The organism is Stenotrophomonas maltophilia group sp. RNC7 (genome assembly GCF_030910085.1).
In the GTDB taxonomy this organism is placed as follows: Bacteria; Pseudomonadota; Gammaproteobacteria; order Xanthomonadales; family Xanthomonadaceae; genus Stenotrophomonas; species Stenotrophomonas sepilia.
In genome coordinates, this window is the sequence record NZ_JAVFVN010000648.1 from 54,456 (window position 1) to 72,927 (window position 18,472).

Sequence of the window (18,472 nt, forward strand, 5' to 3'; positions counted from 1 at the left end):
AGACATGTCCGTCACAACATCGTGCCCGCGCGACCAACGTGCTAGCCGGCGACGCGTCGCATCACTGCTTCCAATGGCCCCCGCGTGAACCGCCACGACCACAGCCACGCTGCGCCCGTGGCCAGCATCAGGAACAACAGCGCCCACAGCAGCACGGTCGGTAGCGACGCGCTGCCATCGAGCAGGCCCAACCATTCCAGCGTCCCCATGCCCAGCAGGATGTGGCCGACGTACAGGGTCAGGGTCATTCGCCCTGCTGCAGCCAGCGGTTCCAGCCAATCCCCCGGATACCGGCGGCTGACCCAGAGGCATGCGGCAATCGCGCTGCAGGCTGCGCCCGCACCGGTCAACACGTAGGCCGGTCCCGGCGGCATCGGCTGCGTTCCCAGCCACGGCTGCCAGGGCGTTCCCTGTGCAAGGTGCTGCACGGCCTGGCCTGCGCCGATCAGCAGCAGGCCCACCAGCAGCAACGCACGCTGCACCCGCGGTTGTGACAACGGCAGGTGCGCCAGCAGCATGCCCAGCAGGAAGAAGCACATCCAGGGCAGCAAGGGATGGAAGCCGTTGAACAACAGGTTGCGCGCGGCACCCGGCCATTGCCAGAGACCGGCATATTCCAGCGTCTGCCAGTTCCAGCCCTGGCTGTAATTCCAGTGCAGCAGTGCCCAGAACGACCCGGCCGCGAGGCCGGCGATGCTGGCCAGCAGCACCCGTGGCGACGCACGCAGCCACAGCACCGCCAGCGCGAAATACACCGCGTAGTAGTGCAGGATGTCGGCCGGGAACAGGGTCAGGTTGAGCAGGCCCAGCACCAGCAGGAACAGCGCGCGCCGGCAGGTCTGCGCGCTGGCCGGCATCCAGCCAAGGCGCTGCGTGGCCAGTACCAGGCCAAGTCCGGCCAGGGTGACGAAGGTCGCAGAGGCCTTGCCTTCCAGCAGATGGAAGAAGCCGGCCAGCCAACCCTCACCCTCTGCCGGCACGGCCATCGCCAGGCGGAAGTTGACCAGCACCATGCCGGCCAAGGCCAGGTAACGCGCCAGATCAACGCCGAGCAATCGCCGCTCAACCGCGCTCATGCGCGTGCACCGAGCAGCAGCGCGAGCAGGCCAGGGTCCAGCGGAGCCTCATCGGTGCCACCGGCTTCGCCCAGCCCCCGGCGCAGCGCATCGCTTTCGATGGCATCCAGCAGCACCTGCGCCTGCAGTGCCGGGGCCAGTACGGGACGCCGGCGTTCACGCTGTGCCACCTGCTGCAGGGCTTCGGCCAGCACAGCCTGCAATTGCCTGCGATTGGCCGCAAATGCCTCGGCCACGGCCCGATTGCGTGCGCTCTCGGCCAGCACTTCGACGGCGAGCGTCGCCCATTCCGGCTGGCTGCACAGTGCGTGGAAGTCCTGCAGGAACGCCAGCACCTGCGTGCGATCACCGTCGGCCGCGGCCAGCCGCTGCAGCAACGGCGCCAGTTCCTCGCTTTCGGCCACGGCCACTGCAAGGATGATCGCTTCCTTGCCGGGGAAGTGGTTGTAGAGATTGCCCAGGCTGACGCCGGCCGCCTGCGCGATGTCACGCATGCTGGTCTGGTGGAATCCCTTGGCGAGGAAGCACTGCAGGGCGGCCTGCAGGATCTGCTCGATGCGTTGCGCGTTGCGGTCGGCTCGGTTCATGGCGCCAATAGTGAACGAACGTTCGTCCAACTTGAAGATGGCAACCCGTTCATCAGCGAGCTCCGTTCAGCCGGCCCTTGACCTCAACTGCGGTTGAGGCCCGATGCTGCGCGGCCCGTTCCAAGCCCAAACCGGAGAGACTTCATGCCACGGATGATCACCGCCCTGCTCGACAGCCGCCTGCTGTGGTTCCTGGCCCGACTGCTGCTGGCGGTGGTGTTCCTGTCATCGGGTCTGGCCAAGCTGCTGGCGTGGGACAACAGCGTGGCCGAAATGCAGGCGGCCGGGCTGCAACCGCCTGTGCTGTTCAACCTCGCCAGCGCCGTGCTGCTGCTGGGTGGCTCACTGTGCCTGCTGCTTGATCGCCTGCTCTGGCTGGGCAGCGGCGCGCTGGCGGTATTCATGCTGCTGACCATCGCCATCGTGCATGCCTTCTGGACCAAGCACGGCACGGAACAGCAGCTGGCCCTGTTCTTCGCACTGGAACACCTGAGCGTGGTCGGTGGCCTGATCTGCGCGGCCATCGCCAGCCGCGCGCGGGCTCAGAAGAACTCGTCGAGCAGCCGATAGAAAGCCAACCGGCGCTCGTCGGCCACAGCGCCGTAGCGTTGGAACAACGGTGTGACCCAGCGCGTATCACCGAAGTTGTGGACCAGGCTGCGCGCGGCCAGCGCCAGGTCCTGGTAACGGTCGGCCACGCCCAGTCGCCCACAGTCGATGAACCCGCTGAAACGCCCCTCGGCCACCATCAGATTCGGAAGGCAGGCATCGCCATGACTGACCACCAGATCTTCATGATCGGGCCGTGTGCTGCACAGTTGGGCGAAGACCTGCTGTGGACTCTGTCCCAGGCGTTCGTCATCGAAGTCATCGGCGTCCACGCGCCCCGCCTCGACCCGTGCCTGCGCGGCCGGCAGGCGCGAGGCCAGCCGCTGATCGAACGGACAGGCTGCTACCGGCAACGCATGCAGCCCGCGCAGCGCGTCGGCCAGTATCTCCACCCGTTGCTGCGGCGCGAGTTCCGGCGACGAGGCCAGATCGCGGCCAGGCAGCGCGCTCATCAGCAACCAGCGCCGGCCCGTTTCTTCGGCCGTGGCAATCACCGTTGGCGCCGGTTGTCCCTGTGCCTGCAACCAGCGCAGCCGCGCGATCTCATCGCCCAGCTCACTGAAGGCGTCGATCAGTTCCGACTTGAGAAAGGCATCGGGGCGGCCCTGCCGCAGCACGCGGGCAACGTCGGCCCGCGAAACACCCATCGACTGCCGCTCGATGCGCGCATCCGCCAACGCCTTCTGCCACGCCAACGGCAGCGGCATGCCATCAGGGGTGGCGTTGTGCTCGTCCATGCCAGGAGATTCCTGTTGCCGGTGACCCTACGCATTCTCGCTCATGCTGGCGCACATCGCCCCGCGTGCGGGAGGCAGCCTGAGCGAGCTGACCGGGCCGTCGGCGGCCACTGCGTCCCAGCGCATGCAGCAGCGACGGCTGCTGCCACGGCACCGGTGCCAGTTCGACGACACGGCCTCGACCCTTACCGCCGAACGCGGCGGCCTGCGCGCGTTCGCCAAGTGGAGCACCGTTCTGGCAGCCGATCGTGGCTGCCGCAGTACAACGAGGAAGCAATATGAAATTAATGGTCATCGGCGCCAGCAAAGGCCTGGGACGCGCGTTCGTGGAAGGCCTCTGTGCCAAGGGTGACACTGTGATTGGCGTCTCGCGCAACCGCCCGTGCGGCATCGCCTGCCCTGACGGCGTCACCCTTCAGTGGATCGAAGCAGACCTGTCCCGGCCGACCGTGGCTGCCGACCACATCGCAGCGCAGGCACCGGCCGATATCGATGTGCTGATCCACAACCTGGGCATCTGGGAAGACAAGGCCTTCAGCGGCGAGTACGCCTTCCTCGATGAAAGCGACGCTGCACTCACGAAGCTGGTCGACGTCAACATCACCGCGACCCTTGTACTGCTGCAACGCCTGCTGCCCCGCGTACTGAGCGCAGCGCGCCCGCAGCTGGTGCTGACCGGTTCGACCTCGGCCCTGCCTCGCAGCGGCCGCCCGGAAGTGGCGTTCGGCGCCTCGAAGTTCGCCCTCAACGGCATCGCCGATGCGCTGCGCGAGGGCTTCCGCGATCGCCGGCTGGCGGTGACCAGCCTGCAGTTGGGCTACCTCAACACCGATGACGCCTTGTCGGTGCCGGTGGCCGAGGCCGCAGCGCGCGGCGACGGTGAGCAGGTGCCGGTCCACGATGTCGTGGCCATGGTAAGCGCCCTGTTGCAGCTGTCATCCTCCGGCTTCGTGCGCGAACTGGTGCTGCCCGCCATCGCCGACCCGCGCTACTGACCTTGCCGGCCGCCGCAGAGCACCCTCAGTGGCCGCGCGCGCGGTCGTGGTTTACCCTGCTGGTCACTGGCCGTCGGTCACAGGCGGGAACCTGCTATGGATGCGCTTTCACGGGTCTCGGCCCAGGTCCTGGACAGCGCCCTGCCCAGCCTGCCGCTGTATCTGCTGCAGGCCACGGCAGTGATCGGCATGATCGGCGTGCTGCTGATCGCCACCCGTCGCGCCGGGCACGCCATAGAAGGCCGTCGCCTGTATATCGGCGTAGCGCTGGGCCTGATCTACCTGTTCAATTCCTGGTTCGTGGCCCGTTATTCCCAGGGTGTCGTCAAACTGCACCTGGGCTTCGACATCCTGCTGGTCAGTGGCCTGCTGGGCGGCTGGCGCGGCGGCCTGGCCTGCCTGGCTGCCGCCCTGCTGGCCCGCTACCAGTTCGTCGGTATCCCGTTCTTCCTGCCTGCCAGCCTCGAGGCCGTGTTGCAGATGGTGGCGGGCGTCTGGCTGCGCAGGCACCTGTACCCGCGCATGCTCAACGAGCTCTCGCCGCGCATGATCCTGCAGGCATGGTCCGTGCGCATCGGGGTAACCGCTCTGGGTTTGGCGCTGGGTGTGGCGATCATTGGCGCCGATCAACTGCCGGTGGCCGAGCTGGCGATCCAGCGCGTGCTGGCACTGCCGGTCTCGCTGCTCGTGCTCGGCGCCGTATTCGCGCTGGTCTACAACGATGCCCAGATCGATGCGCAACGCCAGCGCGAACAGGCCTGGCTGCGCATCGATCCGATCAGCGGGCTGCCCAACATGCGTGCGCTCGGTGAACGCCTGCAGCAGTACTGGCGGGATAACGACGGCACCGGCAAGGCCTGCCTGATCGTGGCCGAGATGGGCAACCTGCGCGATCTGCGCCTGCGCTACGGGCCGTTGCAGGACAACGGCCTGTGGCAGCGCGACAGCACCGAAGAGGTGCATCGGTTGCTGCCCTCGCTGCCGGCTGCGCAGCTGGAGATCTACCAGTTCGGTGATGCCGCGCTGGCGATCCTGGTGCGCGGCCTGACCTTGTCCACACTGCGCACGCAACCGCCGATCACCGAGCTGGCCAGCAACCTGGCTGATCGGGTCGGCCGCGATTGGCCGGGCTTCCGGCCGCTGTTCCGCTGCGCAGTGGTTGAATTGAAGCCCCCTGCTGATGCCGACGAAGGACATCTTCCGTTCCGCGCCATCACCGTGGCACTGAGCGCGATCGAGTCGGGCGTGGTGTTTTTCGATGACCCGATCCAGCGCGACAGCGAGATCGACGCCCTGATCGAGGTTGCCCTTGAGCACTGGCTGCAGCAGGGCAATGCGCCGCTGTGCTACCAGCCCAAGCATCGCCTGCAGGACCGCCAACTGGTCGGCGCCGAAGCACTGCTGCGCATGCGCGACGGCGAAGGCCGGCCGATTGCCCCGATGCGGGTGATCTCGCTGCTGCGCCGGCAGGGGCGGCTGGCAGACCTGGAATGGGCCACGCTGCGGTCGGCGGTGCACTTCCTGCAGCACTGCCGGCGGGACGGCGCGGCGCTGACCATTGCAGTCAATGTTTCAGCCGAATCGCTGCGCCTGCCCGACTTCGGCCTGCGCCTGCAGGAGTTGCTGCAGCTGCATGACATCCCCGGTGCGATGCTGCGCCTGGAGATCGTCGAATGGACCGAAATCGTCGAGCGCGACGTGGTCGATGCCAACTTCGCACAGCTGCTGGCAGCCGGGGTCACCCTGTCGCTGGATGATTTCGGCGCCGGCTATTCAACCCTGATCCTGCTTTCGCAGCTGGCCATCGCCGAGGTCAAGATCGAGCAGGCGCTGATCGCCACGCTGTCCGACGCCAAGTCGCAGTCGATCGTGCGCTTCATCGTCGAGGTCGCGCACCGCTGCGGCGCGATCGTGGTGGCCGAGGGTACCGAGACCCTGGCCCAGGAACAGAAGCTGCGCGCACTCGGGGTGGATGTCGGCCAGGGCTACCTGTACTCGGCGGCGCTGCCGGCCGACGAGTTCCGTCGCTTCGCAGCCGGCTAGACCGCGTAGAACCCCAGGAACATCGCCACCGCCGATTCGGCCACGCGCGCACGTTCCTGCGCGGTCAACGGTGGCTGCCCCATCGTGACCTGCGGCCAGAACGCGAAGCTCTTCACCAGCCCATGCAACTGGGCGCCGGCAAAGTCCGGATCCACCTCGCGCAGGCGGCCATCGGCAATTGCTGCGCGGATCCAGGCACTCTCGCCGCTTTCCTTCTCGCCCATGCGGCAGACGATGGCCTGCGCGCGCTCCGGTGAATGGATGATCTCGGCCATCGCGACCCGCGCCAGATCGATGAAATTCCCATCGCTGAGCAGGTCCAGCTTCTGGCCCAGCAACTGCAGCAACTGCGTCTGCAGCGGCTGGTCGGCGCGGTATGGCAGTGCGTCGCTGGCCACGCTGCGCTCCCACAGCTCCTCCAGGATCATCGAGAACAGTGCTTCCTTGCTCGGGAAATGGTTGTAGACGGTGCGCTTGGAGACCCCCGCCGCCTCGGCGATGCGGTCCATGCTGGTCGCCTCGTAGCCCGATGCACGGAACTCCTCCACCGCCGCGCGCACGATGGCGTCACGTTTGCGGTCGGTCAGGCGTTGCGGGGCACGGGACATGGCGGAACCGGATAACTGAACGGATGCCTCCATTTTACACTCGACAGTGTACTTTTGAAAAACACGAAACTACACTGTGCAGTGTACTCAGCGGACGTCACCCATGAAGCGCCTGCTCCTTGTCCTCCTGCTCGGAATCCTCGCCGTGACCGCCTACACCTTCTGCAAGTCCTGGTCCCTTCCCGACTTCCCCGATTCGCCGCAGTACCGTGATGGCAAGTTCCGCAATGCCCTGCCCCGTCCGGCGATGGGCCTGCGCGACGGCGCGGAGATCTGGTGGACGTTCCTGTTCAACAAGCCCAAGGGCACCGTGCCCGCGCACCCGATTCCGGTGAAGCCGCTGGACCGCGCCACGCTGGACGCCGCACCGGATCGCAGCCTGTTCCGGCTGGGGCACTCCACGATCCTGCTGAAGCTGCGTGGCCAGTACTGGCTGACCGATCCGGTGTTCTCCGAGCGGGCCTCGCCGGTGCAGTGGATGGGGCCGGCACGCTTCCATGCACCGCCGATCAGCATCGACGCGCTGCCGCCGATCGCCGGTGTGATCCTCTCGCACAACCACTATGACCACCTGGACCATGCCGCGGTCATGCAGCTGGCCGGCAAGACCGCGCGCTTCATTGCACCGCTCGGCGTCGGCGACCAGCTGGTCGCGTGGGGGGTGGATGCGCGCAAGGTCGAGCAGCTGGACTGGTGGCAATCCACCGAAGCCAACGGCCTGCGCCTGACCGCGACCCCGGGCCAGCACTTCTCCGGCCGCGGGCTGGGTGACAGCGACCGCAGCCTTTGGGCGTCGTGGGTGATCCAGGACGGTGACTTCCGCATTTTCTTCAGCGGCGACACCGGCTACTTCGACGGCTTCAAGGCCATCGGCGAGAAATACGGTCCGTTCGACCTGACCATGATCGAGACCGGCGCCTATGATCCGCGCTGGGCATTCGTGCACATGCAACCGGAACAGACGCTGCAGGCGCACCTGGACCTGCGCGGCAAGTGGCTGCTGCCGATCCACAACGGCACCTTCGATCTTGCCCTGCATGCATGGCAGCAGCCGTTCGAGCGCATCACCGCATTGGCGGCCGCAAAAAATGTACCGGTGGCCACGCCGATGATGGGCGAAGCGCTGGACATGCAGGCACCGCAGGCGGGTACGCGCTGGTGGGAGACGGTGGAGTTGTAACCGGCGTGACGGGGCGTCATGTATCCCAAGGCCCTGTAGAGCCGAGCCATGCTCGGCTGCTTCTGAAACGTGTTCAGTGGAAGTCAAGCAGGCTCAGCTCTGGCGAAACTGCAGGTAGAGACGCTGGCAGCATTGCTGACATCAAAATGCACCGCTATCAACTCGGCTTCCGGGAGCGCCTTCTGGACCTGCGCGCATGTGTCACGCACGACATCGTTTGCGGCCGTTCCCTCTCGCCAGAATCGCAACGCCAAGATGCCCGGCAAACCGCTGCCCAGCAATGCATCGTCACATCCCGACTCTGCAAGACATCGCTCAAATGCACTGAGATCTTCTCCGGTATCGGGCACCCGATACATCAGCGTGAAGCTGAATTCCATCATCAATCCATTTCAGACCTGAGGTCGCTATCAATCAGCGTATGACCTAGCCGGCAGGCGTCCAGAGCCACATGCGTCAGTCCCATCGATGAATCGTGACTCAAGCCCACGAAGGAGGCGACCGGGGATCATCCGCAACCTATTGCAGCGCGTCATGTAACCGATTACATCCCTTGCTAGCGTAGCGCTCGCCCGATACCGGCAGAACCTGCGAGGCTGTACGTAATGACATTGCGCGCCGAACGCCCCAAGCTCTCCCGCTCAGCCATTCCATGGCGAGCTGCCGCCACCCTGCTGTTGGCCGCCCTGGCCTCCAGCGCACAGGCACAGCCCCTTCCCCCGCGCAGCCAATGGCAGGCCAGCAGTTCCTCCCAGCAGGTGCCGGCGATGGCGATCAGCCACCTGATCGACGGCAACCCGAAGACCGTTACCGGCGGTGCATTCAGTCCGGGCCACTGGTTCCAGATCGATCTCGGCACGCCTGCAACGCTGGCCGGCGCGCGCCTCACCTGGGATGTCTCCAATCCGGAAGGCTATTCGCTGCAGACCTCACTGGACGGCAGGCAGTGGCAGACCGCGTACACGATGGCCGATTCGCTGGGCGACGTGGAAACGCTGTACTTCGCGCCGCGCCAGGCGCGCTACCTGCGGCTGGCCAGCCCGCAGCGCACTTCCGATTGGGGCGTGTCGATCTTCGAGATGGAGCCGCTGGACAGCACGCTCGGCGCACGCATCAGCGGTATCGATGCAACGCAGGCAGCGGCGCTGTGGCTGGGCGGCGCTGCCGTCGCGATTCCCGTCGGGAAGCCAGGCGCCCATGCGCTCGAGATCACGCTGCCGCAGGCCCAATCAACGGCTGGCCTGGTGGTCGACTGGGCCGATGGCGCACGAGGCGCCGCCCGACTACAGGCGCAGGATGCACAGGGCCGTTGGCAGGACCTCGCACACGATGCACAGGCGGCCAGTCACCGGCAAAGCTGGCTGGCCGCCACTGCAGCACAACCATTGCGTGCTTTCCGCCTGAGCGTGGACGGCGCTGCGCCGCAGATCGCACGCCTGCGCCTGCTCGGTCCGAAAGCCGTGATGACGCCGATGAAGCAGTATCAGATCGTCGCCAGCGGCGCCCAGCGCGCATTGTTCCCGGCCTCGCTGCAGATGCAGCAGACCTACTGGACGGCCGTGGGTGTGCATGCAGGACGACAGAAGTCGATCTTCGATGAGTACGGCAACCTGGAAGCCTTCAAGGGCGCACCGCTGGTGCAGCCCATCTGGCGCAATGCCGATGGCCAAACCGCCGGCGCCGCCGGGCAGGCCATGCAGCATGCCCTGCGCGACGGCTGGAAGCCGATGCCCTCCGCCACCTGGTCACCGCAACCCGGCCTGCAGCTGCGCAGTGAAGTATTCGCCATCGAGCGCGATGGCCAGCCGGTGACCTTCCTGCGGCATCGCCTGCAGAACACGGGAAGCACGAAGATCGAAGGCACGCTCAGCCTGGTCGTGCGCCCGATGCAGATGAATCCGCCATGGCAGAACGGCGGGCTGTCCCCGATCCGCGAGGTGACCATCGACGGGCAGGCCCTGCGTATCAATGGGCGCACGCTGCTGCAGTCGCTCACGCCGGTGGCTGCGTCGGGCGCGGCGCCATTCGGCAAGGATGGCGCAACGGAGATCACCGCGACCCTCGCTGCCGGCCAGCTGCCTTCCACGCAACAGGCGCGTGATGACCAGGGGCTTGCCTCGGCTGCATTGAACTACCGCGTCTCGTTGGCGCCGGGAACCAGTGATGCCATCGTGGTCGCGTTCCCGTTGGGCACCGCCGCCGCCGATGCCAATGGCGTGCTGCCCGAAGCGCCTGCGCTGGATCTGGCCACGCTGCCCCGCGATGCCAATGCGGCGTTTGATTCACTGGCCACGCAGGCGTCTGCGGACTGGCAGGCACGGCTGGGCCAGGTCGGCCTGCGCCTGCCCGATCCGTCGCTGGTGGACATGCTGCGCGCGCAGGCCGCCTACATGCTGATCAACCAGACCGGTCCAGCCATGCAGCCCGGCCCGCGCAACTACAACCGCTCCTTCATCCGCGACGGCATGGCCACCTCGGCGGTGCTGCTGCGCATGGGCGAAGCGCGTGTCGCGCGCGATTACCTGGCCTGGTACAGCGAACACGGCGTGCATGCCAACGGCCTGGTCTCGCCGATCCTCAACGACGATGGCAGCGTCAACACCGGCTTTGGATCGGACATCGAGTACGACAGTCAGGGCCAGTACGTCGCGCTGGTGGCCGATGTCGCGCGCCTGGACGGCGGCCCCGAGTCGGTGCGTGGCTATCTGCCGAAAGTGAAAGCAGCGCTGCGCTTCCTGCAGGAACTGCGCGAACGTACGCTGGTGCCCGGTTACAAGGCTGACCAGCCTTCGCCGGAACGGTTCGCGGGCATTCTTGCGCCGTCGATCAGCCATGAGGGCTACCCCTCGCCCACCCACAGCTATTGGGATGACTACTGGGGCCTGAAGGGCTGGCACGACGGCGCCTGGCTGGCCGAATCGCTCGGCGACCACCAGACCGCAGCCTGGGCGCGCGAACAATACAAGCTGCTCTACGACGCACTGCATGCCTCGATCCGGGCGACGATGGCGTGGAAGGGCATCGACTTCATTCCCTCCTCGGCCGACCTGGGCGATGGCGATCCCACCGGCGTTTCGATCGCACTGGACCCGACCGGCGCACAGAGCGTGTTGCCCGCCGAGGCGCTGCGGACCACCTTCGCGCGCTATCTGGACGATGTGCGCAAGCGCAGCCAGCCCGGTGCGCTGTATGCGTACACCCCGTACGAGATCCGCAACGTGCTGAGCTATGTGCACCTGGGCCAGCCGCAGGTCGCCGATGAGCTGCTGCAGGGGCTGCTGCAAGACCGGCGCCCGCTTCAGTGGCAGGTGCTGGCCGAGGTCGTGCACTCACGCCTGCGCTTTCCTCGCTACCTGGGCGACATGCCGCACACCTGGATCGGTGCCGAATACGGCCGCACGCTGTTCGGCATGCTGATGCGCGAGGACGATGATGCGTTGTCATTGCTACCGGGCACACCGCCTTCGTGGGTGGCGGGCGATGGATTGGCGGTGGAAGGCCTGCCCACCGCGTATGGCACGTTGCAGATGCAGGCACGGCAACGCGACGGCACGCTATCGATCACGCTGGGCGAGGGCCTGCGCAGTGGGACGGCGGTGAAGGTCTGGTGGCCGGCGCGGACGACGCCGAAGACCGTGCGTGTGGATGGGCGCGACGTTACCGCGTTCGATGCGGAGGGCATGCGCCTGGCAAGACCATTCAGAACGCTGGAGGCGCGTTGGTAGAGCAGCCGAGCATGGCTCGGCTCTACAGAAGCAGCGGTAGCGCCGGGCCACGCCCGGTGTCATTGCAGCGTCGGCAAGCCCGGCGGATTGGTCTGCGATTGCGGCACCGCCTCCTCGGCCACGTTCCAGCGCTTCAATGCCTGCGCATAGGTGCCGCTGCCGATCTGGGTGTTCAACGCCTGCGTCACCGCATCGGCCAGGCCGCTGCCCTTGCGCGTGGTCACCGAGATCGCCGCAGCGTTCGGCCAGCCCCCGGGGAACAGGCCCACGCGCCGCACCTTGCCATCGCGTGCCGAGTAGGCGCCGGTGGCATTGGGCTCGAACGAGACATCGGCGCGGCCAGTGATCACCGCCAAGCGGCCGACCACGGCGTCATCGAAGTACTGGTACTCCACCGGTTTCAGGCCGGCCGCAATGTTCTGCCGGTCCCACTGCCGCAGGATCTGGTCCTGGTTGGTGCTGGCGCCCACCACCACCTTCAGCCCGGCCACATCAGCGGGTTTCTCGATCTTCTGGATGGGCCCATCGCTGCGCGTGTAGATGCCCAGAAGATCGTAGCGGTAGCTGGAGAAGTCGAACTTCTTCTTGCGCTCTTCGGTCACCGTCACGTTCGACAGCACCGCATCGTACTTGCCCGATTCCAGCCCCAGCGGCCAGTCCGCCCACGCGACCGGCACGATCACCAGCTTCAGGCCCAACGCATCGGCAATCAGCCGCGCGATGTCGGGCTCGATGCCGACCACGTCCTTGCTGTCCGCGCCGTAGTCGGCCAGCGGTAGCTGCCCCGGATGGGTGGCTACGGTAAACGCACCAGGGGTGACGAACTGATAGCCGGCGGGGATCAACGCCTGCGCCTTCGGGTCAAACGTGCCCTTCAGCACGGCCGTGTTCGCACCGGCCAGGCTGGTCGCGGCCACGGTGCCGGCATCCGGTGCCTGGCGTACGCGCGAATAGACGATGCCGGCAATGCCGATGACCAGCACCGCCACGATCAACAGGGTGCTGCGCGAGGGGCGACGCGGTGCTGCAGGGCTCATGGTGTTCCTTCCGGGGTTACAGGGTCTTGGCCAGGAAATCGGCGGTGCGTTGCTGGCGCGGGCGCTCGAACAGGGCCTCGGGCGTGCCCTGCTCGATCACCCGTCCCTGGTCCATCATCACCACGTGGTCGGCCACGCGGCGGGCGAAGCCCAGCTCATGGGTGACGATCACCAGCGTGGTGCCGGAACGGGCCAGCTCTTCGATCACGCTGAGCACTTCGGCCACCAGCTCCGGGTCCAGCGCCGAGGTCGGCTCATCGAACAGCAGTACCTTTGGCTGCAACGCCAGCGCGCGGGCGATCGCGATGCGCTGCTGCTGGCCACCGGACAGCTGGCGCGGGAAGGCATCGGCCTTGTCGGCCAGGCCGACCCGTTCCAGCAGCGTGCGCGCCTGCTGCTCGGCCTGCGCGCGCGGCACACCGCGTACTGCCATCGGCGCTTCGATGATGTTCTCCAGCGCGGTCAGGTGCGGGAACAGGTTGAAGCCCTGGAACACCATGCCCACTTCGGCACGCCGACGGCGGATCTCACGCTCGGGCAGTTCGTACAGGGTGTCACCGTCACGGCGGTAGCCGATCAACTGGCCGCCGACGGTCACGTAGCCGCTGTCGGCACGCTCCAGGTGGTTGATCAGCCGCAGCAGCGTGGACTTGCCGGCGCCCGATGGGCCGATCAGCACCGTCACGCTGCCGGCGCGCAGGTCCAGGTTCACGTCTTCCAGCACCGGCTGATCGCCGAACACCTTGCCAACGCCATGCAGCGACACCGCCGCACCCTCGCCCGCTTCGACCTGGGTGGCGATGCGCGGTCGGTGGATCACGCGCGGCGCAGCATCACTCTGCACGCGCAGCAGCGATGACACGTGCGATGCCGAGCGCTCGCGCTGCAGCTGGCCGCGCGCGAAACGCTGCTCCACGCGCCGCTGCAGCAGTGAAAGTACGGTCAGGATCACCAGGTACCAGACCGTGGCCACCATCAGCAGCGGCACCACCTCCAGGTTGCGGCGGTAGATCACCTGCACCGTGTAGAACAGCTCAGGCAGCGCCAGCACGTAGACCACCGACGTGCTCTTGGCCAGGCCGATCACATCGTTGAACGCGGCCGGCAGGATCGAGCGCATCGCCTGCGGCAGGATGATGCGGCGCACCTGGCGGCCACGTGGCAGGCCCAGCGCGGCCGCGGCCTCGTACTGGCCGTGGTCAACCGACAGAATGCCGCCGCGGATCACTTCGGCCGAGAACGCGGCTTGGTTCAGGGTCAGGCCCAGCACCGCGGCAGTGAACACACCGATCAGCTGCGTGGTCGGGTACGAGAACAGGTTGATGCCGGTGAACGGCACGCCCAGCTCGATGGTGCTGTACAGGTAGCCCAGGTTGTTCAGTAGCAGCAACAGCACCAGCAGCGGGATCGAGCGGAACAGCCACACGTAGCCCCACGACACCGCCGACAGCAGCGGCGAGCCGGAGACGCGGGCCAGCGCAAGCAACGTGCCCAAGGCGAAGCCGAGGCCAGTACCGAGCGCGGTCAGCAGCAGCGTACGGGCCAGTCCCTCAAGCACTGGGCGCGCGAAGAACCATTCGGCGAAGGTACCCCAGCCCCAGCGCGGATTGCCCAGCACGGACTGCAGCCCGATCAGGATCAGCGCCAGTGCCAGCACCGTGCCGAAGACCTGCAGCGGATGCCGGGCCGGCACGATCTTCAGCGCCGGCGCTGGCGCCGGCCGGGTTGCAATGCCATCCAGCGCGGTCGAAGGCGTGCTCACGCGTGGGCTCCTTGCAGCTGGGTCTGCGCAGGCACGATGGGGGGCGCCGGTGCCCGCAGGTGCTTTTCGAACGGCAGATGCGCAATGGTTTCGGTATCCGCATCCAGATCGAACAGCGCGGTGTAACCATGGCTGAGGTACAGGCCAACAGCTTCAGGCTGGCGGAAGCCCGTCGTCAGGAACACCCGCCGATACCCTTGCCGCGCCGCCTGCTCTTCCAGCTCCTGCAGCACGCGCCGCGCAATGCCCTGGCGACGCAGCCCGGGCAGCGTCCAGATGCGCTTGAATTCGGCGGTATACGGATCACGGTGCGGCATGAACGCACCGCCGGAAATCGCAACCCCGTCGCGCAGCAGCAGCACGAAGGCGCCCACCGGGGCCGCAAAGGCCTGCGCCGGATAGCGCTGCAGCTCCTCGCGGGCGCTGCCACCGATGCGTCGACGCACGTCGGCGTAGCGGCTGTCGTACTCCTGCTCCAGGCCGTCGAACAGCGGCCGCGCCAGTGGGTCATCCACCGAGGTGTAGAGGAAGCGTTCGTTGCTGCTCATGCCACGTCCTTCACCAGATAGTCTTCGGCCAGCCGTGCCCACAGGCTGGCAGCGGGTGCAATGGCGGCGTCGTTGAACACATAGCGTGGGCTGTGCAACGGTGCGCTGTCGCCGTTGCCGACGAACACGAAGCTGCCGGGCCGCGCCTGCAGCAGGAAGGCAAAGTCCTCACTGGCGGTGCGCGGTGCGAAGTCGGGCACCACCTGTTCGGCGCCGAAGCCCTGCAGCGCCACCTCGCGGATGTACGCAGTCTGCTGCGGGTGGTTGATCACGCTGGGGAAGCCGCGCGGGAATTCAATCTCGGCGCGCGCGCCGAATGCAGCGGCGGTCTGCTCGGCAAGTTCAGTGACCCGCCGCCGCAGCGTGTCGCGCACTTCCGGCAGATAGGCGCGCACGGTCAGCTTCAGCTCGACTACGTCCGGAATCACGTTGGCGGCCTGCCCGCCGTGAATCGAGCCAACCGTAACCACGCCCATCTGCCGCGGGTCGACATTGCGCGAGACCACGCTCTGCAGCGCGGTGATGATGTGTGCAGCCACCAGGATCGGGTCGACGCTGCCCTGCGGCTCCGCACCGTGGCCGCCCTTGCCGATCACCTTCAGCCGCGCCCAGTCCACCGACGCCATCGCCGGGCCATCGACGAAGCCGAAATGACCCACCGGCACGCCCGGCCAGTTGTGCAGCCCATAGATCGCATCCACCGGGAAGCGTTCGAACAGGCCATCGGCCATCATCTTCGACGCGCCCGAACCCGTCTCCTCTGCAGGCTGGAATACCAGCTGCAGGGTGCCGTCGATATTGCCGTGATGGGCGAGGTAATGCGCGGCGGACAGCAGGATCGCGGTATGGCCATCGTGACCGCAGGCATGCATCAGGCCGTCGGCCTGGCTGGCGTAGGCCAGCCCGGAGTCTTCGTGGATCGGCAAAGCATCGATGTCGGCACGCAGGCCCAGGCGACGGCTGCCCTGCCCGCGCTGCAACGTGCCGACTACGCCGGTGCCGCCGAGGCCGGTGGTGACCTCATAGCCCCATTGCTGCAGCAGCTCGGCCACGCGGGCACTGGTGCGATGCTCCTCGAAGGCCAGCTCCGGGTGCCGGTGCAGATCATGACGGATCGCAATGGCGGCCTCGGCGCGTGCTGCGATTTCCGGCAGCACGCCGATGGACGCGGAATCCCGCCGGGCATGGCCCGGCGCTACCGAGTTCTCTCCGCTCATCGCCTTATCCCACCTTCCGCGCCGGTTCGGCGTCGGTCGCATACCGGCTGGCCTTGTACGGCAGGCCCAGATGCTCGCGCAGCGTCTGCCCTTCCAGCGCGCGCTGGTGGTAGCCCCGCGTCTGCAGGATCGGCAATACCTGGGTCACGAAATCGTCCAGGCCCTCGCGCTGCGCGGCAAAGCCGAGAATGAAGCCATCGCTGGCACCGGCATCGAACCAGCGGATCAGCTCATCGGCCACGTGCTCCGGCGTGCCGATGAAGTTTGGTCGCGGGCTCACCGCTTCCAACGCCACCTGGCGCAGGCTCAAGCCCTTCTCACGCGCATCCTGCTTGATGCGGTCGGTGGTGGAACGGAACGAGTTGCTGCCGATGTCACCCAGCTCCGGGAACGGTGCATCCGGGTCGTACTGGCTGAAATCGTGGTGATCGAAGAAGCGCCCCAGGTACGCCAGTGCATCCTCCAGCGTGGCCAGTGTGGCGATCGCCTGGTACTTGGCTTCGGCCTCCTCGGCAGTACGGCCGACGATGGGGCCGATGCCCGGAAAGATCTTCACGTCATTGCCGCTGCGGCCATGCGCGATCGCCGAATTCTTCACCTTCTGGGTGAACGCGCGGGTTTCCTCCAGCGACGGCGAGTGGGTGAACACCGCGTCGGCGTACTTGCCGGCCAGCGCGATGCCGTCGTCGGACGAACCGGCCTGGAAGATCACCGGCTGGCCCTGCGGCGAACGCTGGATGTTGAGCGGCCCTTCCACCTGGAAGAAGCGGCCCTTGTGGTCGAGGCGGCGGAACTTTTCCGGCGCGAAGAAGATACCGCTGTCGCGCTCGCGCACGAAGGCGTCGTCGTCCCAGGAATCCCACAGCCCCTGCACCACCTCCAGATACTCGTCGGCGATCTGGTAGCGCAGCGCATGTTCCGGGTGTGGCCGGCCATAGTTGCGGCCCGAACCCTCCAGTGGCGAGGTCACCACGTTCCAGCCGGCACGGCCGCCGCTGAGCAGATCCAGCGAGGCGAACTGGCGGGCCACGGTGAACGGATCGCTGTAGGACGTCGACAGCGTACCCGCCAGGCCGATCTTCTTCGTTGCCGTGGCCAGCGCCGACAGCAGCGAGATCGGCTCGAAGCGGTTGAGGAAATGCGGGATCGACTTCTCGTTGATATACAACCCGTCGGCCACGAAGCCGAAGGCGATACCGTTGTCCTCGGCCGTGCGTGCGATGTCGATGTAGAACTGCAGGTTGACGCTGGCATCAGCCGGATTGGACGGATGCTTCCAGGCATGCATGTGGCTGCCGGGGCCCTGCAGCATGATGCCGAACGGAATGTGGCGCGGGGTCGTGCTCATTGGGAATCGCTCCTGCAGGTCAGGCCACCGCCGCGCGCGGCGCAGGCGACAGCAGTTCGAGGGATGTCAGGCGTGCGTCAAGGTCGGCCACCGGCGCGTCGAGGATGAACTCGCCCACGCCGAAACGCCGGTGCAGCGCGTCCAGTTCGCCGCGCACATGCTGCGCATCACCGGACAGCACGCTGGGGCGCGTTTCCTCGATGCGGAAGTCGGCCACGCCCACCTGGCGCGCGTACTCGGCAGCCGCCCCGGGGCTGGGCAGGTTCACCGCCTGCCCCGGACCAAGGTGCAGCTTGTAGACGCGCAGCGCGCCGATATGACGCGCTGCTGCTTCGGCAGTCGGTGCGGCGAAGGCCACCGTGGCCAGCAGCGGGGGCTGCGAGGAGACGCTGCGGTAAGCGTCGAACGCAGCCTCGATATGTTTCGGGTCGCCATCGAAGTGCGCGGCGTACACGAAGCGCCAGCCCAGCTCGGCTGCTTGCTTCGCGCTCTGTGGGCTGGCCCCGAGCAGGAAGCGCCCAGGCGCCTGCTGTGGAATCGGGCGCGCCAGCGCCTCGGTCGCGGCACCGGACAGATAGCCCTCCAGGTCGCGCAGCTGCTGGTCGAAATCGGCGAATGCCGGGCGTCCCGCCGCCAGCGCGGCAGTCGACGCTGGCAGGCCACCGGGCGCCTTGCCCACCCCCAGATCCACGCGCCCCGGCGCCAACGCCGCCAGCAGGTTGAAGCTCTCTGCAACCTTGTACGGCGCATAGTGGCGCAGCATCACCCCGCCACTGCCGATGCGGATGCGCCGGGTCTGCGCCAGCACCCAGGCTGCCAGCACTTCCGGCGCCGGGCTGGCAAGCGCCGGGGCAGCATGGTGCTCGGCGAACCAGTACCGGTGGTAACCCAGCTGCTCGGCACGCTGCGCCAGCTGCAGGCTGTTGCGCAGCGCCTGTTCGGGCGAGGCACCCTCCGCCACCGGGCTCTTGTCCAGCACACTGATGAGATAGCTCACGGT

General features: G+C 67.0%; 16 protein-coding genes. 5 read left to right on the forward strand and 11 right to left on the reverse strand.

Going from position 1 to position 18,472, the window contains the following annotated elements:
- Window positions 1-41: 41 nt before the first annotated feature.
- Both RCF13_RS13085 and RCF13_RS13090 read right to left on the reverse strand, forming a co-directional pair.
- Window positions 42-1,076 carry a heparan-alpha-glucosaminide N-acetyltransferase domain-containing protein gene (locus RCF13_RS13085; RefSeq protein WP_134967978.1) on the reverse strand — a complete coding sequence of 345 codons (1,035 nt, stop codon included), beginning with the start codon at window positions 1,074-1,076 and terminating at the stop codon, window positions 42-44.
- Window positions 1,073-1,663 carry a TetR/AcrR family transcriptional regulator gene (locus RCF13_RS13090; protein ID WP_134967979.1) on the reverse strand — a complete coding sequence of 197 codons (591 nt, stop codon included), beginning with the start codon at window positions 1,661-1,663 and terminating at the stop codon, window positions 1,073-1,075. The genes RCF13_RS13085 and RCF13_RS13090 overlap by 4 nt, the downstream gene beginning before the upstream one ends.
- Before the next feature lie 144 nt (window positions 1,664-1,807).
- Here RCF13_RS13090 and RCF13_RS13095 point away from each other — a divergent pair, with 144 nt between their 5' ends.
- Window positions 1,808-2,233: a DoxX family protein gene (locus RCF13_RS13095; protein ID WP_134967980.1), complete on the forward strand. Its 426-nt coding sequence runs from the start codon at window positions 1,808-1,810 to the stop codon at window positions 2,231-2,233.
- Here RCF13_RS13095 and RCF13_RS13100 read toward each other — a convergent pair.
- Complete coding sequence (locus tag RCF13_RS13100) at window positions 2,206-3,009, reverse strand: APH(3')-II family aminoglycoside O-phosphotransferase (protein ID WP_134967981.1); 804 nt, start codon at window positions 3,007-3,009, stop codon at window positions 2,206-2,208. The genes RCF13_RS13095 and RCF13_RS13100 overlap by 28 nt on opposite strands.
- A 278-nt stretch (window positions 3,010-3,287) precedes the next feature.
- On the opposite strand from RCF13_RS13100, the gene RCF13_RS13105 reads away from it, so the two are divergent.
- Window positions 3,288-4,004, forward strand: a complete 717-nt coding sequence (locus RCF13_RS13105; RefSeq protein ID WP_134967982.1) for an SDR family NAD(P)-dependent oxidoreductase — start codon at window positions 3,288-3,290, stop codon at window positions 4,002-4,004.
- Window positions 4,005-4,100: 96 nt separating this feature from the next.
- Window positions 4,101-6,047, forward strand: a complete 1,947-nt coding sequence (locus tag RCF13_RS13110) for a GGDEF domain-containing phosphodiesterase (protein ID WP_134967983.1) — start codon at window positions 4,101-4,103, stop codon at window positions 6,045-6,047.
- Here the strand turns inward: RCF13_RS13110 and RCF13_RS13115 are convergent.
- Window positions 6,044-6,655, reverse strand: a complete 612-nt coding sequence (locus RCF13_RS13115; RefSeq protein WP_088497299.1) for a TetR/AcrR family transcriptional regulator — start codon at window positions 6,653-6,655, stop codon at window positions 6,044-6,046. The two genes, RCF13_RS13110 and RCF13_RS13115, sit on opposite strands and share 4 nt — an antisense overlap.
- Window positions 6,656-6,758: 103 nt before the next feature.
- Here RCF13_RS13115 and RCF13_RS13120 point away from each other — a divergent pair, with 103 nt between their 5' ends.
- Window positions 6,759-7,835, forward strand: coding sequence for an MBL fold metallo-hydrolase (locus RCF13_RS13120; RefSeq protein WP_134967984.1), 1,077 nt, complete (start codon window positions 6,759-6,761; stop codon window positions 7,833-7,835).
- An 83-nt stretch (window positions 7,836-7,918) separates the two neighbouring features.
- On the opposite strand, the gene RCF13_RS13125 is transcribed toward RCF13_RS13120, so the two are convergent.
- Entirely contained in the window at window positions 7,919-8,215 is a 297-nt protein-coding gene (locus RCF13_RS13125; RefSeq protein WP_134967985.1) for a hypothetical protein, read from the reverse strand.
- A 225-nt stretch (window positions 8,216-8,440) separates the two neighbouring features.
- Between RCF13_RS13125 and RCF13_RS13130 the strand changes: the two genes are divergently transcribed.
- The gene (locus RCF13_RS13130; protein ID WP_231352689.1) at window positions 8,441-11,560 is read left to right on the forward strand and encodes a discoidin domain-containing protein; all 3,120 of its coding nucleotides are present in this window, start codon (window positions 8,441-8,443) and stop codon (window positions 11,558-11,560) included.
- A gap of 59 nt (window positions 11,561-11,619) precedes the next feature.
- On the opposite strand, the gene RCF13_RS13135 is transcribed toward RCF13_RS13130, so the two are convergent.
- Genes RCF13_RS13135 through RCF13_RS13160 form a run of 6 tightly spaced genes read right to left on the reverse strand, consistent with a single transcriptional unit; the run spans window position 11,620 to window position 18,469 of the window.
- Window positions 11,620-12,597 carry an ABC transporter substrate-binding protein gene (locus tag RCF13_RS13135; RefSeq protein WP_061477870.1) on the reverse strand — a complete coding sequence of 326 codons (978 nt, stop codon included), beginning with the start codon at window positions 12,595-12,597 and terminating at the stop codon, window positions 11,620-11,622.
- Between the two features lie 16 nt (window positions 12,598-12,613).
- Window positions 12,614-14,359 carry an amino acid ABC transporter permease/ATP-binding protein gene (locus tag RCF13_RS13140; RefSeq protein ID WP_269217122.1) on the reverse strand — a complete coding sequence of 582 codons (1,746 nt, stop codon included), beginning with the start codon at window positions 14,357-14,359 and terminating at the stop codon, window positions 12,614-12,616.
- Window positions 14,356-14,907: a GNAT family N-acetyltransferase gene (locus RCF13_RS13145; protein ID WP_134967986.1), complete on the reverse strand. Its 552-nt coding sequence runs from the start codon at window positions 14,905-14,907 to the stop codon at window positions 14,356-14,358. The genes RCF13_RS13140 and RCF13_RS13145 overlap by 4 nt, the downstream gene beginning before the upstream one ends.
- Window positions 14,904-16,124 carry a M20 aminoacylase family protein gene (locus tag RCF13_RS13150; RefSeq protein ID WP_134967987.1) on the reverse strand — a complete coding sequence of 407 codons (1,221 nt, stop codon included), beginning with the start codon at window positions 16,122-16,124 and terminating at the stop codon, window positions 14,904-14,906. The genes RCF13_RS13145 and RCF13_RS13150 overlap by 4 nt, the downstream gene beginning before the upstream one ends.
- A gap of 4 nt (window positions 16,125-16,128) precedes the next feature.
- The gene (locus RCF13_RS13155; RefSeq protein WP_134967988.1) at window positions 16,129-17,472 is read right to left on the reverse strand and encodes an LLM class flavin-dependent oxidoreductase; all 1,344 of its coding nucleotides are present in this window, start codon (window positions 17,470-17,472) and stop codon (window positions 16,129-16,131) included.
- A gap of 19 nt (window positions 17,473-17,491) precedes the next feature.
- Window positions 17,492-18,469: an MsnO8 family LLM class oxidoreductase gene (locus RCF13_RS13160; protein ID WP_134967989.1), complete on the reverse strand. Its 978-nt coding sequence runs from the start codon at window positions 18,467-18,469 to the stop codon at window positions 17,492-17,494.
- Between the last annotated feature and the right edge of the window lie 3 nt (window positions 18,470-18,472).

Bases quoted from the DNA above. Each gene is read 5' to 3' on its own strand.
- RCF13_RS13115 (WP_088497299.1), bottom strand. From the start codon at position 6,655: ATGTCCCGTGCCCCGCAACGCCTGACCGACCGCAAACGTGACGCCATC.
- RCF13_RS13105 (WP_134967982.1), top strand. From the start codon at position 3,288: ATGAAATTAATGGTCATCGGCGCCAGCAAAGGCCTGGGACGCGCGTTC.
- RCF13_RS13150 (WP_134967987.1), bottom strand. From the start codon at position 16,124: ATGAGCGGAGAGAACTCGGTAGCGCCGGGCCATGCCCGGCGGGATTCC.
- RCF13_RS13085 (WP_134967978.1), bottom strand. From the start codon at position 1,076: ATGAGCGCGGTTGAGCGGCGATTGCTCGGCGTTGATCTGGCGCGTTAC.
- RCF13_RS13100 (WP_134967981.1), bottom strand. From the start codon at position 3,009: ATGGACGAGCACAACGCCACCCCTGATGGCATGCCGCTGCCGTTGGCG.
- RCF13_RS13130 (WP_231352689.1), top strand. From the start codon at position 8,441: ATGACATTGCGCGCCGAACGCCCCAAGCTCTCCCGCTCAGCCATTCCA.
- RCF13_RS13125 (WP_134967985.1), bottom strand. From the start codon at position 8,215: ATGGAATTCAGCTTCACGCTGATGTATCGGGTGCCCGATACCGGAGAA.
- RCF13_RS13155 (WP_134967988.1), bottom strand. From the start codon at position 17,472: ATGAGCACGACCCCGCGCCACATTCCGTTCGGCATCATGCTGCAGGGC.
- RCF13_RS13135 (WP_061477870.1), bottom strand. From the start codon at position 12,597: ATGAGCCCTGCAGCACCGCGTCGCCCCTCGCGCAGCACCCTGTTGATC.
- RCF13_RS13095 (WP_134967980.1), top strand. From the start codon at position 1,808: ATGCCACGGATGATCACCGCCCTGCTCGACAGCCGCCTGCTGTGGTTC.
- RCF13_RS13090 (WP_134967979.1), bottom strand. From the start codon at position 1,663: ATGAACCGAGCCGACCGCAACGCGCAACGCATCGAGCAGATCCTGCAG.
- RCF13_RS13145 (WP_134967986.1), bottom strand. From the start codon at position 14,907: ATGAGCAGCAACGAACGCTTCCTCTACACCTCGGTGGATGACCCACTG.
- RCF13_RS13120 (WP_134967984.1), top strand. From the start codon at position 6,759: ATGAAGCGCCTGCTCCTTGTCCTCCTGCTCGGAATCCTCGCCGTGACC.
- RCF13_RS13110 (WP_134967983.1), top strand. From the start codon at position 4,101: ATGGATGCGCTTTCACGGGTCTCGGCCCAGGTCCTGGACAGCGCCCTG.